The organism is Halomonas sp. SIMBA_159 (assembly GCF_046536035.1).
Classification (GTDB): domain Bacteria; phylum Pseudomonadota; class Gammaproteobacteria; order Pseudomonadales; family Halomonadaceae; genus Vreelandella; species Vreelandella venusta_A.
Genome location: NZ_JAWJBT010000030.1, coordinates 1 through 13,149, shown reverse-complemented (window position 1 = coordinate 13,149; position 13,149 = coordinate 1). Strand labels below are relative to the sequence as shown.

At 58.0% G+C, this 13,149-nt stretch carries 12 protein-coding genes; 8 read left to right on the top strand and 4 right to left on the bottom strand.

Annotated elements, in window-relative coordinates:
- Positions 1 to 22: 22 nt before the first annotated feature.
- Positions 23 to 526, top strand: a complete 504-nt coding sequence (gene tpx / locus R0J87_RS16800) for a thiol peroxidase (protein ID WP_498887621.1) — start codon at positions 23 to 25, stop codon at positions 524 to 526.
- Here tpx and R0J87_RS16795 read toward each other — a convergent pair.
- Together R0J87_RS16795 and R0J87_RS16790 are read right to left on the bottom strand one after the other, a co-directional pair.
- Entirely contained in the window at positions 516 to 1,199 is a 684-nt protein-coding gene (locus R0J87_RS16795; protein WP_498887619.1) for a gamma-glutamyl-gamma-aminobutyrate hydrolase family protein, read from the bottom strand. The two genes, tpx and R0J87_RS16795, sit on opposite strands and share 11 nt — an antisense overlap.
- A gap of 46 nt (positions 1,200 to 1,245) precedes the next feature.
- Positions 1,246 to 2,253: an amidoligase family protein gene (locus tag R0J87_RS16790; RefSeq protein WP_498887617.1), complete on the bottom strand. Its 1,008-nt coding sequence runs from the start codon at positions 2,251 to 2,253 to the stop codon at positions 1,246 to 1,248.
- Positions 2,254 to 2,379: 126 nt separating this feature from the next.
- Between R0J87_RS16790 and R0J87_RS16785 the strand changes: the two genes are divergently transcribed.
- Positions 2,380 to 4,806 carry a mechanosensitive ion channel domain-containing protein gene (locus tag R0J87_RS16785; RefSeq protein ID WP_498887615.1) on the top strand — a complete coding sequence of 809 codons (2,427 nt, stop codon included), beginning with the start codon at positions 2,380 to 2,382 and terminating at the stop codon, positions 4,804 to 4,806.
- Here R0J87_RS16785 and R0J87_RS16780 read toward each other — a convergent pair.
- Together R0J87_RS16780 and R0J87_RS16775 are read right to left on the bottom strand one after the other, a co-directional pair.
- Positions 4,723 to 5,154, bottom strand: coding sequence for a hypothetical protein (locus R0J87_RS16780; protein ID WP_404345018.1), 432 nt, complete (start codon positions 5,152 to 5,154; stop codon positions 4,723 to 4,725). The genes R0J87_RS16785 and R0J87_RS16780 overlap by 84 nt on opposite strands.
- A gap of 31 nt (positions 5,155 to 5,185) precedes the next feature.
- Complete coding sequence (locus tag R0J87_RS16775) at positions 5,186 to 6,211, bottom strand: J domain-containing protein (protein ID WP_498887612.1); 1,026 nt, start codon at positions 6,209 to 6,211, stop codon at positions 5,186 to 5,188.
- Between the two features lie 111 nt (positions 6,212 to 6,322).
- On the opposite strand from R0J87_RS16775, the gene R0J87_RS16770 reads away from it, so the two are divergent.
- The 6 genes from R0J87_RS16770 (at position 6,323) to R0J87_RS16745 (ending at position 12,981) form a co-directional block, all read left to right on the top strand.
- On the top strand, positions 6,323 to 7,741 hold the full coding sequence (locus tag R0J87_RS16770; RefSeq protein ID WP_498887611.1) for a hypothetical protein: 1,419 nt from the start codon (positions 6,323 to 6,325) through the stop codon (positions 7,739 to 7,741).
- A 121-nt stretch (positions 7,742 to 7,862) separates the two neighbouring features.
- A complete protein-coding gene (locus tag R0J87_RS16765) occupies positions 7,863 to 8,558 on the top strand; it encodes a CBS domain-containing protein (RefSeq protein ID WP_498887609.1) in 696 nt (231 codons plus the stop codon).
- 202 nt (positions 8,559 to 8,760) lie between these two features.
- Positions 8,761 to 9,540: a ThuA domain-containing protein gene (locus R0J87_RS16760; RefSeq protein WP_498887608.1), complete on the top strand. Its 780-nt coding sequence runs from the start codon at positions 8,761 to 8,763 to the stop codon at positions 9,538 to 9,540.
- A complete protein-coding gene (locus R0J87_RS16755; protein ID WP_498887606.1) occupies positions 9,537 to 10,586 on the top strand; it encodes a Gfo/Idh/MocA family protein in 1,050 nt (349 codons plus the stop codon). The genes R0J87_RS16760 and R0J87_RS16755 overlap by 4 nt, the downstream gene beginning before the upstream one ends.
- A gap of 64 nt (positions 10,587 to 10,650) precedes the next feature.
- Positions 10,651 to 11,913 (top strand): ABC transporter substrate-binding protein, encoded by a 1,263-nt coding sequence (locus R0J87_RS16750; RefSeq protein ID WP_498887605.1) that lies wholly within the window; start codon positions 10,651 to 10,653, stop codon positions 11,911 to 11,913.
- Positions 11,914 to 11,997: 84 nt separating this feature from the next.
- A complete protein-coding gene (locus tag R0J87_RS16745; RefSeq protein WP_498887603.1) occupies positions 11,998 to 12,981 on the top strand; it encodes a LacI family DNA-binding transcriptional regulator in 984 nt (327 codons plus the stop codon).
- Positions 12,982 to 13,149 lie beyond the last annotated feature (168 nt).

The window sequence follows — 13,149 nt, the reverse complement described above, 5'->3', positions numbered from 1 at the left end:
TACCATACATTAGGAGCTTGATATGCAACAGATTACCCGCGCTGGGCAACCCATGGACGTAGCGGGCACGCTGCCGGCCGCTGGCCAAATCGCCCCCACTATGACGCTGACAAATACCGACCTTGAAGATGTCACCTTGGATACCTACCAGGGCAAGCGTAAAGTCCTCAACATCATTCCCAGTGTCGATACACCCACCTGCGCGATGTCGACTCGGCGTTTTAACGAGCTGGCCTCAAGCCTCGATAACACCATCGTGCTGGTGGTATCAGCCGACCTGCCGTTTGCCGCCAAGCGCTTTTGCGGCGCTGAAGGGCTGGATAACGTGGAAACGCTCTCTACGTTTCGCCACCGTGAGTTTCAGGAAGCCTGGGGTGTGGCGCTGAGTAACAGCGCGATGGAAGGACTGTGTGCCCGCGCCGTGGTGGTGCTGGATGCCGACAACCGCGTGCTGCACAGCGAGCTTGTGAGTGAGCTTAAAAACGAGCCGGACTACGACACGGCCTTGGCCGCGCTCAATCGCTAGATCGTTCCCGACCCCGTTTGGCAGCCGTCACTAGCGCGCTGATTAAGCGCTGCTGGGGGCGGTTAAAAATAAGCCACTCCGGATGCCACTGCACGCCAATCAGAAAGTCGTGGGCTTCTGACTCAATGCCTTGCACCAGCCCGTCCCTGTCCCGCGCGACAATCTTAATGCCTTCCCCAGCGCGATTAACGGCCTGATGGTGAAGGCTGTTCACCCGGCACCAGGTCACGCCAAGCAGTTGATACAGCTGGCTGCCGCCGACAATATCTACCGTTTTACGCGGCAGCACGGTACGCCGACGCTTTAACCCTTCATGGGTGGTGTAAATATCGGGGTCCAGCGTGCCGCCCAAATGCACGTTGATTAACTGAGCGCCCCGGCAAATGCCAAGCACCGGCGTATTTTGCGGAATAAAACGATTCAACAAGCTTAACTCCAACTCGTCCCGGGCAGGGTCCAAGCGCACGTCCAGCTGCACTTCACCGCCGTACAGCTGTGCTTGAATATCATCGCCGCCGCCAATAATCAGCCCATCGAGATGCTGAGGCATTGGGCGTGAAGGCGAGAGGCGCAGCGGTTTGCCGCCGTGACGCCAGACGGCAAACCAGTCGAAACACCAGGCCAGCTGGCTTTTATGATCTGAAGTGGTGATACCGATGATCGGTCGAGGCATTCGGGAGCGTCTCGTCTTGCCAAAAGGGTGAACAGTGTTAAAAGGATCAAGCAGCGCCAAAAGGCCCCAGCAGCTTGGTTTTTAAGCGTACCCACCACGGCTTGCTGTGCTCAGCGATATACTCATCGCAGCGTGCTCGCAATATCTTCTTGTCAGCTGCCAGCTTCTCTACCTCTACCCAGCGGTTCCACTCCACTACTGACCCCCAGCCCGGCTGAGAGAGTTGGGCGTTAGGTAAGCGGTAGTGAAAGGTCGGGCGCGGCTTGGTGAGCTCACCATGCAGCAGCTCGTGGGGGTGGTCGGGTCGCAAATGGGCAAATAGCGGGAGCAGGTCCAGCTCCCGGTTACGGGTGGGGTTGTAGTGCAAGTAGTCGTTGATAAAGGTGTCTAGATCCGGCTGGTAGCGAGCATCCAGCACCTTCAGAGCGTACTCTTTATGAAACGGGTTGGCGTGGGGCAGCATTTCGCGAGTGATATCGACCTTGATCTCTTCACGTAGCCAGCTGGCCAGCAGCAGATAGGCGCGCATCATTGCGAGCAGGTACTCGACATCGAACTGCTCTACTTCCGGATTTAAGTGCAGGCCAAAGCCGTAGAGCAGGCTTGCATCGGTGCCTTTAGCGCCTTTTTCACGCAGCGTTTCAAACAGAGTGTCGAGTGTTTCTAGCTCATTCCAAGGAACCGGCGGGCAGACAATTTCAGTGGGTACGAGGCCTGTGACCATATCGCCAATCAGCTCGCGGGTTTTTTGATGAAACTCTACTCGCCGCTGATGCTGCTGGCGCGCCCACTCGCTGTCATTTTCGTGCTGCTCTTCCAGCAGCGCTTTATCCGGATGGGCATACTGGGTATCCAGCTCAATGCCAAACTCGCCCCAGCGAGTGCCTTCCACCTGTAGCCGATGAGGGCTGACCACGTTAAGCTCCCCACCAAATAGCGTGCGAACCAGTTCGGCCGTCTCTCGTGGAGGTAGCCCGGCAAACTCGATCTCAACGCCGACGCAGCGCGGCTTACCATCTTTATTTACGCGGTTGGGTGGGGCTTGCAGCGTCATCTCGGTATCCTTGAGGTGAACGTTTGAGCCGTCAGCCTATCATAATCACTCGGTTAGGCTGAGCGTCTTCAATGAAGTAAATGTTAATCACCGGCCCCTATAGCCGGTCTATGTTGGGAGTGGCGTGTGCGACAGCACTGGATAATCAAGATCATCGTCGTAATGATGCTCAGCATGCTGCTTTGCGCGACGGCACAGGCGCAAAGTGTTTCCTTGCCAAATTTGGCGGGTAGCGATTCGTCAGAGCAGGCCGACGTCAGCAATGAAGAGTTCCAGAGCTCGTTAAATGACGTGATCTCCATGCTGGAGAACGAGGAGCAGCGCACTGCGTTGCTGTCGTCGCTTCGAGAGTTACAGGTCAGCACCGACGCCGCCGAAGACGAAGGGGTGGTACGTCAAGGCTTGCTAGGAGCGTTAGCCGATACGCTCACTGATATTGGTGAGCAGGCCCAGGCGGGCGACTCGCCGATTGATGAGTGGTCACGCCAGCTCGTTCAGGGGGCCGACGACTTACGCGCTTTAAACGATGGCGCTGACCAGGGCGAAGCGGTACGCGCAGTGGCCGATGGCGCGGTGCTGGGCTTTGTATGGACCACACTGCTAGTGGTGATGATTGCCTTTGGGCGTTTGGTGGCAACGCGTCGACACTGGCCTTTAGACCTGCCTCGCGACCCTAAAGCGTGGCTGCTGGCCGTGCACTTTTTACGCCGTATGCTGCCCTGGACGCTTGCCTTTGCCCTGACGCTAGGGATCGGTCAAATCCTACCTTATAGCCCCGGGCGTGCCGTGGTGCAGGTCGTGGCGTATATCTGCCTGTGCGGCCGAGCACTCTCAGTGGTGTTTGAAACTGTAATTGCCTTCTTCAGCCGTGGGCACCGCTTCCCGGCCGTACAGGTGCTGCAGCATAAAGCGCTGCGGGGTTTGTTTGTGATCGGTGCGCTCATTGCCTTAGGCGATGCGGTGAACTCCACACGCTTGGTAGAGCTGCTGGGGGCAGAGCTTTCCAGCCTGGTATCGGTGCTGGCGAACATGCTGGCAGCGCTGTTATCGGCGCGCTTTATCTTCAAATTTCAACGCCCGGTACGCCATCTCATTTGTAACCGGCCCTATAAGCAGCGCCGGGATGCCAGCGCCGCCGTTGAGATGATTCGTGCACTCGGCGGGCTTTGGCATATCCCCGCGCTCTTAATGGTGGGCGGCTCGCTGATGGCCATTTTTATCACCGTAGGTGATGTGGGCACGGCACTGGCGCGCTCCATTGTCTCTGCCAGCCTGCTGGTACTCACGCTGGTAGCCACAGGGCTGTTACGTCGTCAGTCCGAGCGGCTTAACAAGCGCCGTCATCGCCGCCGCTTTAGCCAATATCGTAAGCGTTTGGAACGCTTTGGCTTTGTGCTGGCGCATATCTGCGCGTGGATGGTGTTTGCCGAGCTCTCCATGCAGGTGTGGGGCGGTTCGCTGTTTGGCCTGGGCCAGCAGGCGGTGGCCAGCGCCCGCATTGGGCAAGCGCTGGTTAGCCTGGGGGCGACGATTTTGCTGGCATGGCTGGTGTGGATCTTTGCCGATACGGCCATTCAGCGGGCGCTGACCTCTTCGGCCCGCTCCCGTGGGCGGCGGGTGAATCAGGCCCGGGCGCAAACCATTACGCCGATGATTCGCAACGTTATTTTTGTCACGATTTTGATTATTGCGGTGATTGCGGGGCTGGCCAACCTTGGGGTGAACGTCACGCCGCTGCTGGCGGGTGCCGGTGTGATTGGTCTGGCGATTGGTTTTGGTGCTCAAACGCTAGTGCAGGATTTAATCACCGGTATTTTTATCCTGATTGAAGACTCGTTGGCGGTAGATGACTTTGTGCAGATCAACGGCCATATGGGTACGGTTGAAGGGTTAACGCTGCGCACCGTGCGGCTGAGGGATCTCGATGGCGTGGTGCATATCATTACCTTCAGCCGGATTGAGTCAATTCACAATATGTCACGTCAGTTCGGTATCGCCCTGATGCGTATCCGTATTCCCTACGATATGAAGATTGACGATGCGATTACCCTGATGCAGGAGACGGCTCAAGAGCTGCGTAAAGACCCGATGATGCGCCACTACATTTGGTCGCCGCTGGAGATGCAGGGCGTACAAGGCTTTGAAGAGGGCTGCCCGATTTTGCGGATGCGCTTTCGTACCGCGCCGGAAATGCAGTGGGATGTTTCGCGTGCGTTTAACCTGCTGTTGAAGCAGCGCATGGAAGCTCAAGAGATTGACCTGGGCGTACCGCGTTTGAGTTTGAGTATGGAGGCGCGTTCAGAGTCGCGTATGGAAGACACCTCAGGCACCGATTTAAGCTTTGAGCGGGGCGAGGAGGGCGGCTCCTCTCGCCAGCAAGAAGATCACAAAAAGCCCGCGCCGCCTAAGCCCGCGCCGCGACCCACCCAGGCAGAAATTCGCCAGGATGAGCGGGAGCGCCGTGGTGCTTCAGCCCATGCCAAGCCCCAGGCTCAAGGCAAACCCCAAAGCGAGGCCTATGCCCGTCCCCACGGTGAAAACGGTGATGAGTAGCCACGGGCCGCGCAGGCGACGCCAGCGGTTGTAAAGTGATACCGCGTGGCTGACGCGGTCGACTAGCTCATCGTGGCGGGAGATCGCGTTATCCGGCGGCAGTGAAAAGTCGTTGGCCACATCGCCCTGCCAATGGGCACCGTGGGTGAGCCCCAGCCGAGCGCGTAGGCGCCCAATATCGCTGAGCGTATGGTGCAGGGTATCGTAGGTTTCCCGATGTGGAGCGACGGCTAGCACAGCGGTAGCGTCCTGACGCAGAGCACTGTTTGGGCAGCGGGCCACCGCACTGTGAATCTGGTGATCGTTCGCATCAGGCGCTAGGGCCAGGCGTTGATACAGGTCGCGCATAATTCTGGTGATCTCCCCCAAGCGGTCACGATTAATAGGTTTGCATCAGGTAATCATAGGCATTTTTGATGCGTTGAAAGCGTGCCGATGCCAGCGCTACCTGATGCTCACTTTCGGAGTAAAAGCGGTCTGGGTGATGTAGCTGTGCCATTCGTCGATAGGCCTTGCGAACATCGGTTTTGCTGGCGCCAGGCGTCAGCCCAAGCACCGCCAGAGCTCGGGTAGTGCGATCAGGCGGCGGTGGGCTGCTAGTGCGGCGGTAGTGGTGCTGTCTTGCCTCTTCCTGGCGTGCCTGCTCTTGACGCTCCCGCTCCCGGCGCGCCTGTTCCTGGCGTGCTTGCTCTGCTTTAGCTTGCTCTGCCCTGGATTTATCTGCTCTGGCCTGCTCAGCGCTAGCCTGTTCAGCGCGGGCTTTCGCATGACGCTCTTTCTCTTTCTGCTGCTGTTTTTCCTGCTGCTTCTGCTTCTTTTCCTGCTGTTTGTTCGCTTTGGCACGCTGCTGCTGTTCTGCCTGAGCGCGTGTCGCTTTTTCCCGCTCAGCGGCTTCGGCGGCTTCCTTCGCCTTCTGGGCGTAATGGTCAGGGTCGTGGGTTTGCCAGTAAGCCTCGCGGCTGGGGTCTTCAGGTGGGCGCAGTGGCTTACCGGTCAGTTCTTGAAAAAGCGTTCCTAAGGTAGCGGGAGTGACATTTAACAAATCGGCAAGAAAACGCAGAATGTAATGATTCGCCAGCGAAATAGCGCCATCGTCGGTGGCCACCGTAATCGCTTGATGCATCACACTCAGGCTACGCTCGTTAGAACACTCTTTACGCACCACTTCAGCGGCGAGCTGAATAGCGTGAAGATCTTGGCTATGGGCAATGCTCATCACTGGCCCCAGCTCATGCCCGTGGCGAAACTGCGCTGTTACCTGAGCTAACCGGCGCCGTCTCTGACCTTCCGAGACGTGCTGTCGGTGCACCAGTACCCAGCCCAGCAGTAGCAGTGTGGCCGTATCCACTTGGCTGCGGCTTTTGAGTAGCAGCAGCTCAAAGGGTGAAAAACGGGCGATGGACATTCCCTAGCTCCAAGGCGAAGAAGTAGACCGTAGCCTCTGTATGGCAGATCACTATGGCGAATTAACTATGGTATATCATCGTGTTTGGCAATGAAGTAGGAGATTTGTGAGGTGATCAACGTTGAGCGTAAAAATAGTTTTCAGCTGCGCCTGTCGCGACGGCTGAAAGAAGAAACTTCCCATACGCTTGATGTGTATCTTTTTGTGCCCAAAGAGCTTGGGTTGAGCACCCATGTGATCTCCGAAGCAGCATTTTATCATGGCGCGATCAGCGTCTCGCGCACCTACTACAGCGATGAATACCATCTGCCGCTGGTGCATAGCCGGTTGGCGAGTCGCAATCAGCTGGGCAGCGACTCTTACCGTCTAAGCCTCAGCCTTTACGCCTATCAATATGTAGGGGCCTTAGAGCGTACTACCCAAGCGATGCTCTCGGATGCGCGTAAACTGCGCCGCGAACCGGGTGATGATCAGCCCGCTTGGGAAGAGAAAGCCGCCGCGCTGCGTGAACAAATGGGGGAGATGAGCGACCTAAGCGACGGGATATTAAAACGCCTGCGGCGTAACCCACCCAGCGATGAGCGGCTTTATAAGTACTTTGCCAATATTGATAACTATCTCTCCTGGTTTACCGAACAGCAGCTATTAGCCCTGGTCGCGCATATGCCACGGGGAGGCCCGTTTAGTGACATCAAGCGGCGCTTTATTACCATCTGCCAGCGGGAAGGCGAGTATCGTCAAGCACAGGAATACAACGCGGAGCGCGTGAGAGAAGATCCCACTCGGATGTCGAATAAAATGCGCCTGCTGCGGCGACTGATTGAGCAACCAATCACTCTTAAGCAGCGTGCCCTGGAGCTGGGTAGCGGTGAACAAAAGGCGGTCAAAGCGCTGGCCACGGCGGTGGTGATGGCGTTTGTGTCACTGGGTGTCCTGCAGCTACGCAACGCCTTAGGGGATATTACCGCACTGTTTGTACTGGCCATGGCGCTGCTCTATGCGCTGCGGGAAGTTTTCAAAGACGATCTGCGTAACACGCTATGGCGCTGGCTGCGTCGTGGCCGTCCCAAGTGGCGTCGCCAATACATCGACCCTACCCGCAACGCCCTGGTGGGGCGGCAGCTTGAGTGGTTTGACTACAAACACTACTCCGCCTTGGATAGCGATATTCAGCAGATGCGGCGGCGCACCGTGGCTCAGCGTGACGAGGTGGTGATGCACTACCGCTCCAGCTCGCGCATGTCGCCGACGCGCTTTCTAAGCGGCTATGAACACACCCGCGAAACGCTGCATATCGACCTATCGATGCTGACTCGCCTGATGAGCAAAGAGAAGCATCACATCTACCGGTTAAAAGAGGGTCAATCGGTGCGGGAAAGTGTCGAGCGCCGCCACCTGTTTAACCTAGTGATACGTGAAACCGGCAGCGAGGACACGCCCTATCTCGCTCGCTGGAAAGTGGTGGTGAGTCGCTCGGGCATTGTGGATGTGGAGAAAGTCTCTGAAGAGAGCGCCATCCATCGACAATAACCTGCGCTAGATCAACCAAACAGCACTCAATCAAATCACTGATAGCGCAACCTCACACCGCGCACTAGTGTTAAAAGGAGGTGTTCATACCCTTTGACGCACTTGTTGCCAGGAGGTAGCCGTGCAAGCCATCGATATCATGACGTCCAAAGTGATTAGCGTAAGCCCAGATACTGATGTGCACGACATAGCGCACCAGCTGCTGGCCCATCGCATCAGTGCGGTGCCCGTGGTCGATGCCGACGGTCAAGTCGTCGGTATCGTGAGCGAAGGCGACCTCATGCGACGAGTCACCGATTCCGACTCGTCGTCTCATGGGGGCTCTTGGTGGCTTTCGTTATTTACTGGGGGTAAAGACGCGGGCGAGTATGTGAAGGCAAAGGGCAAAAAAGCCCATGAGGTGATGACCCCCGACCCGTTGACCATTGAGGAGAATATGCCGCTGCATGCCATTGCACGGCTATTGGAAAAACATCACATTAAACGCGTACCGGTCGTGCGCGAAGGCAAGCTGGTGGGCATTGTCAGTCGCGCCAATTTGCTACAAGGGCTAGCCAATGCGACGGTCGAGCCAGTGCCATCATCAATAGACGATCGTCAAATTCGCGACATAATACTCAATGAGGTAGATGCACAAACCGGCGTTCACACGGCCAGCATTAGCATCACCGTGACGAACGGCCATGTGGAAGTATGGGGGCTTGTGGAGTCCCAGGCGCAAAAACAAGCCGTGACGGTTGCGGCCGAAAATACCCCCGGCGTCCATTCGGTGGCGAACCATTTAGGTATGATGCCACGGGGTGCCACTTATTTTTAAACGGTCTCTCCAACGCCTGCTAAGCCAACAGCCCGCTGATAATATCAGCGGGTTTTTTATTCCTAATGACAATTAATGACCTTTATTTGACGACTAAAGTCCAAGAAGTAAACGTTTACTATTGCTACGTAAACGTTTACTTTTCTCTCAGGCGCTAACCTGAGCGGTTAGCAATGTGATCTACCTAACAGGCGAGGGAACGATGACACTGCGAGTCACCGTGTGGGGCGAAAACGTCCACGAGCAAACCAACGAGGTGGTAGCGCGCATTTACCCAACCGGCATGCACCAGTGCATCGCCGATGGCTTGAACGAATCAGAGGCGCTGTCCGCCACCGCCGTCACGCTGCAAGACCCAGAACAAGGGCTTAGCGAAGAGACGCTGGAAAATACCGACGTGCTGCTGTGGTGGGGCCACGCTGCCCATGGCGATGTATTAGAAGAGACCGTTGATCGGGTGCAAAAGCGCGTGCTGCAGGGCATGGGGTTGATCGTGCTGCACTCCGGCCACTACTCCAAAATTTTCAAACGGCTGATGGGCACCACCTGCTCGCTGAAATGGCGAGAAGCCGGTGAGCGTGAGCGCCTTTGGGTCGTCAATCCTGGCCACCCCATCGTACAAGGCCTAGGGGATTATCTGGAGCTGCCCCATACCGAAATGTACGGCGAGCCCTTTGCGGTGCCGAATCCGGATGAGGTGATCTTTATCAGCGCCTTTGAAGGCGGCGAAGTATTCCGCTCCGGCCTGACCTACAAGCGTGGCAACGGCAAGATTTTCTACTTCCGCCCCGGCCATGAAACCTACCCGATCTACTACGACGAGCAGGTAAAGCGGGTGCTCAAAAATGCCGTTGTCTGGGCACAGCCGGAAGGTTCCCGTTGGATCGACAGCTGCCCCAACGTGCCCGCCGACCAGGCGCCCAACTCGGTCGAGATCAAAGGTGAAAGCTTACATAAACCCGGCGAGGAGGGCTTCAAATGATCCGTTTAGCGATTATTGGCGCAGGCAGCATGGCGGGCGAGCACGCCAAGCACTACGGCCGCATCGAAGGCGTTGAAGTGGTCGCCGTCTGCGACCGAGATTTCCCCAAAGCGCAAGCGTTTGCCGAGCGCCACGGCATTGCCGATGTGTATCAAGACCTGGACGCCATGCTGGCCCGGGATGATATCCACGTGGTGAGCAACGTCACCCCGGATGGTGTTCACAAGGTCACGTCGCTGGCCGCCATTGCCGCAGGCAAACATATCCTGTGTGAAAAGCCCCTGGCCACCAACGCCGAGGATGCCCATGAGATGGCCGCCGCCGCCCAGGCCGCCAACGTCATCAACATGGTCAACTTGAGCTACCGGGATGCCCCCGCCATTCAGCATGCCCGTGCGCTCGTCACCGGCGGCGCCATTGGCACCGTGCGCCATGTGGACGCTAGCTACCGCCAAAGCTGGCTGGTGAGCAATGCCTGGGGCCGCTGGAACGAAGAGAGCCAGTGGCTATGGCGGCTCTCGGAAGCCCACGGCAGCAAAGGCGTGCTGGGCGATGTCGGTGTGCACATCGTCGATTTCGCCAGCTTCCCGGTGGGCGATATCACTCGCGTGAACTGCGAGCTGACCTGCTTCGATAAAGCGCCGGATAACCGCATTGGCGACTACGTGCTGGATGCCAACGACACCGCGCTGATGCGCGTGCGCTTTGCTAACGGTGCCATGGGAACGATTCAGGCGACCCGCTGGGCCACCGGCCACCACAACTCGCTAACGCTGAGCGTTCACGGCGATAAAGGCGCGATTCGTGTGGATCTGGATGCCTCGAAAGACGACGTACAGGTATGCCTGAACGACGATGTGCATCCTGCCCGCTGGAGCACGGTTAAAGCGCCGCCCACGCCCAGCATTTATCAGCGCTTCATCGAGAGCATTCGCACGGGCGAGAACGACCAGCCTGACTTTGCCCGTGGTGCGGCTATTCAAACCGTGCTGGACGCCTGCTTTGTGTCCAGCTTGGAGGACCGCAGCCTGGCGATTGCTAGCTAACGAGACTGTTTCATTACGCATCTTCTAAAAGCAAGACACCCAATAACAAGATGAGGACTCCACGATGCGCCACACGCTAAAAGCACCGCTGCTACTCATGACCCTGCTGCCCACGGCGCTGCCTGCTTTGGCCGCCGAGATCACCGTTGCCTGCGGCGACGGTGGGGCGGCAGATTTCTGCCCTGAACTCTCCCAGCGCTGGGCCGAGGCCAACGGCCATCAGGTCAATATTGTCACCACGCCTGCATCGGCCACTGAAAAGCTTTCGCTTTATCAACAGCTGTTAGGCAGCCAATCACAGGATGTTGATGTGCTGATAGTGGATATCGTCTGGCCGGGCCTGCTGGCAGAGCACTTGGTGGATTTGAACGACTACCTTCCACAGGGCGCAGCGGAGGGGTTTATTCCCTCGCTGATGGAGAACAACACCGTGCAAGGCAAACTGGTTGCGCTGCCCTGGTTTACCGATGCCGGACTGCTCTACTACCGCCACGACCTGCTTGAGCAGTATAGCGCTGACGTGCCGCAGACCTGGCAAGCGCTCACCGACACCGCCCGGCGCATTCAAAACGCCGAACGGGAAGCGGGCAACGAGCGCATGCATGGTTTTGTCTTCCAAGGGCGCGCCTACGAAGGGCTGACCACCAACGCGCTGGAGTGGGTGGCGAGCTACGGCGGCGGTACTTTTGTGGATGCCGAGGGGCAGGTCACGGTGAACAATCTCCAGGCGGTGGAAGCGCTGGCGCTAGCGGCCTCTTGGGTGGGTGATATTAGCCCGAAAGGCGTGCGTAACTACATGGAAGAGGAAGCGCGCGGCGTTTTCCAGGCGGGCAACGCGGTGTTTATGCGCAACTGGCCCTACGTGTGGTCGCTGGGGCAAGCGGACGGCACGCCGATCCAGAACAAGTTCAGCGTAGCGCCGCTGCCCAGCGGGCCAGAGGGTGAGTCCGTCGCGACGCTAGGCGGTTGGAACTGGGCGGTGTCCCGTTACTCGGATGAGCCGCAGGCGGCCGCTGATCTGGTTGCTTATCTCACCGCCGAAGCCCAGCAAAAAGCCCACGCCATTGAGTTTGGCCGCAACCCCACGCGCCCAGCGCTCTATGAAGATGAAGACGTGCTGGCCGCGCAGCCGTTTATCGGTGAGCTGTATGAGACGGTGATGAACGGCGTGCCGCGCCCGGCCAGCATTACCGGCGATGCCTATCCGCGGGTCTCCAACGCGATCTTCAACCGCGTGCACGATGCGCTGTCCGGCAGTATCACGCCGGAGCAGGCTGTGCAGCAGTTGGATAGCGAATTGGCGAGACTGGGACGGCGTGGCTGGTAGCGCGAGCGACGTTAGCGTCCGTGCATTCAGCGATTTTCGGCCCCGCTTTTTGTACAATCAGGGCCCGACTGGCTGAGGCATGGCATGAAACAGAACAAACCGAGCGCGCAAACCGCCACCATTCGTGAAATTGCCCGGCGTGCCGAGGTCTCGATTGCCTCGGTAAGCCGGGCGCTGAACGGCAAGCCGGGGATCAGCGACGCGCTGCGCGACAAGATTCTCACCATCAGCCGCGAAGTGGCCTATCAGCCCAGCGCGGCGGCGCGGCAGCTCATTAGCGGCAAAGCCGCCGTGGTGGGCATTTCATTGGGGCGGCAGGACATTGAGCTGCGCCCTTACTATATTCTGCTCTATCAACACTTAACCGTAGCGCTGCACCAGCAGGGCATGGTGCCGATCTTCTTTCATCACGACCAAACCCATGAGCTGCCCGAACGGGCGGGCGCGGCGATCTTGCTAGGGGAAACGGGTGAAGACGAGCGCCCAGGCGTACTGCGCGCGGCGGGCATACCGTTTGTACGCATTGGCAATGCGGGGGAAGGCTTTTCGGTGGCTCCGGACGATGTCTCGGGGCTATACCAGATCACTCAGCATCTGATTCAACAGGGGCGAACGCGGATTGCCTTCGTGGGCGGAGAGTTGGACGTACCGCGCCCCCACAGTCGCCTTTCCGGTTACCAGCAAGCGATGGCAGAGGCAGCGCTTAGCGAGCAGCTACTGAGCCTGCCCCATCGGTTTACTTCCGACTCCCTGACCAGCTACCGCTACCTTAACCGTATTCTCAACCATGACGACCCACTACCGTTCGATGCGCTGGTCTGCGCTACCGACGAGCTGGCGCTCGGCTGTGTTGCCGCGCTGGAAGATCGCGGTATCAGTGTACCCGAAGAAGTGGCCGTCACCGGCTTTGATGACCTGCCCACCTTAGCCACAGGCTTAACCACGGTGCGCCAGGATATTGCGGCCATTGCGGCGATGAGTGTCGAGCTACTGAGCGAAGCGCTGGCGGGAAAAGCGCCCCGGCACGTGTCGCTGCCGGTGGCGCTAGTGCTGCGCGAGAGTGGTTAGTGACTACCTTTGTCAGGTCTGACATGAATGTTGATGGCTGTGCCTGATCTGTGGAATGGTTACGGCACGCTAAAAAATAATATTGTTTTGACCTGGATTCATAGAATAACCGCAGCACTTTGGATCACACAGTAGAGGAAGGAGGGCCAGCGCCGGTACCCTCTCGAC

What these genes read in the sequence shown, in the direction of transcription:
- R0J87_RS16745 (WP_498887603.1), top strand. Translation starts at nt 11,998, where the DNA reads ATGAAACAGAACAAACCGAGCGCGCAAACCGCCACCATTCGTGAAATT.
- R0J87_RS16775 (WP_498887612.1), bottom strand. Translation starts at nt 6,211, where the DNA reads ATGTCCATCGCCCGTTTTTCACCCTTTGAGCTGCTGCTACTCAAAAGC.
- R0J87_RS16760 (WP_498887608.1), top strand. Translation starts at nt 8,761, where the DNA reads ATGACACTGCGAGTCACCGTGTGGGGCGAAAACGTCCACGAGCAAACC.
- R0J87_RS16790 (WP_498887617.1), bottom strand. Translation starts at nt 2,253, where the DNA reads ATGACGCTGCAAGCCCCACCCAACCGCGTAAATAAAGATGGTAAGCCG.
- R0J87_RS16795 (WP_498887619.1), bottom strand. Translation starts at nt 1,199, where the DNA reads ATGCCTCGACCGATCATCGGTATCACCACTTCAGATCATAAAAGCCAG.
- R0J87_RS16750 (WP_498887605.1), top strand. Translation starts at nt 10,651, where the DNA reads ATGCGCCACACGCTAAAAGCACCGCTGCTACTCATGACCCTGCTGCCC.
- R0J87_RS16780 (WP_404345018.1), bottom strand. Translation starts at nt 5,154, where the DNA reads ATGCGCGACCTGTATCAACGCCTGGCCCTAGCGCCTGATGCGAACGAT.
- R0J87_RS16755 (WP_498887606.1), top strand. Translation starts at nt 9,537, where the DNA reads ATGATCCGTTTAGCGATTATTGGCGCAGGCAGCATGGCGGGCGAGCAC.
- tpx (WP_498887621.1), top strand. Translation starts at nt 23, where the DNA reads ATGCAACAGATTACCCGCGCTGGGCAACCCATGGACGTAGCGGGCACG.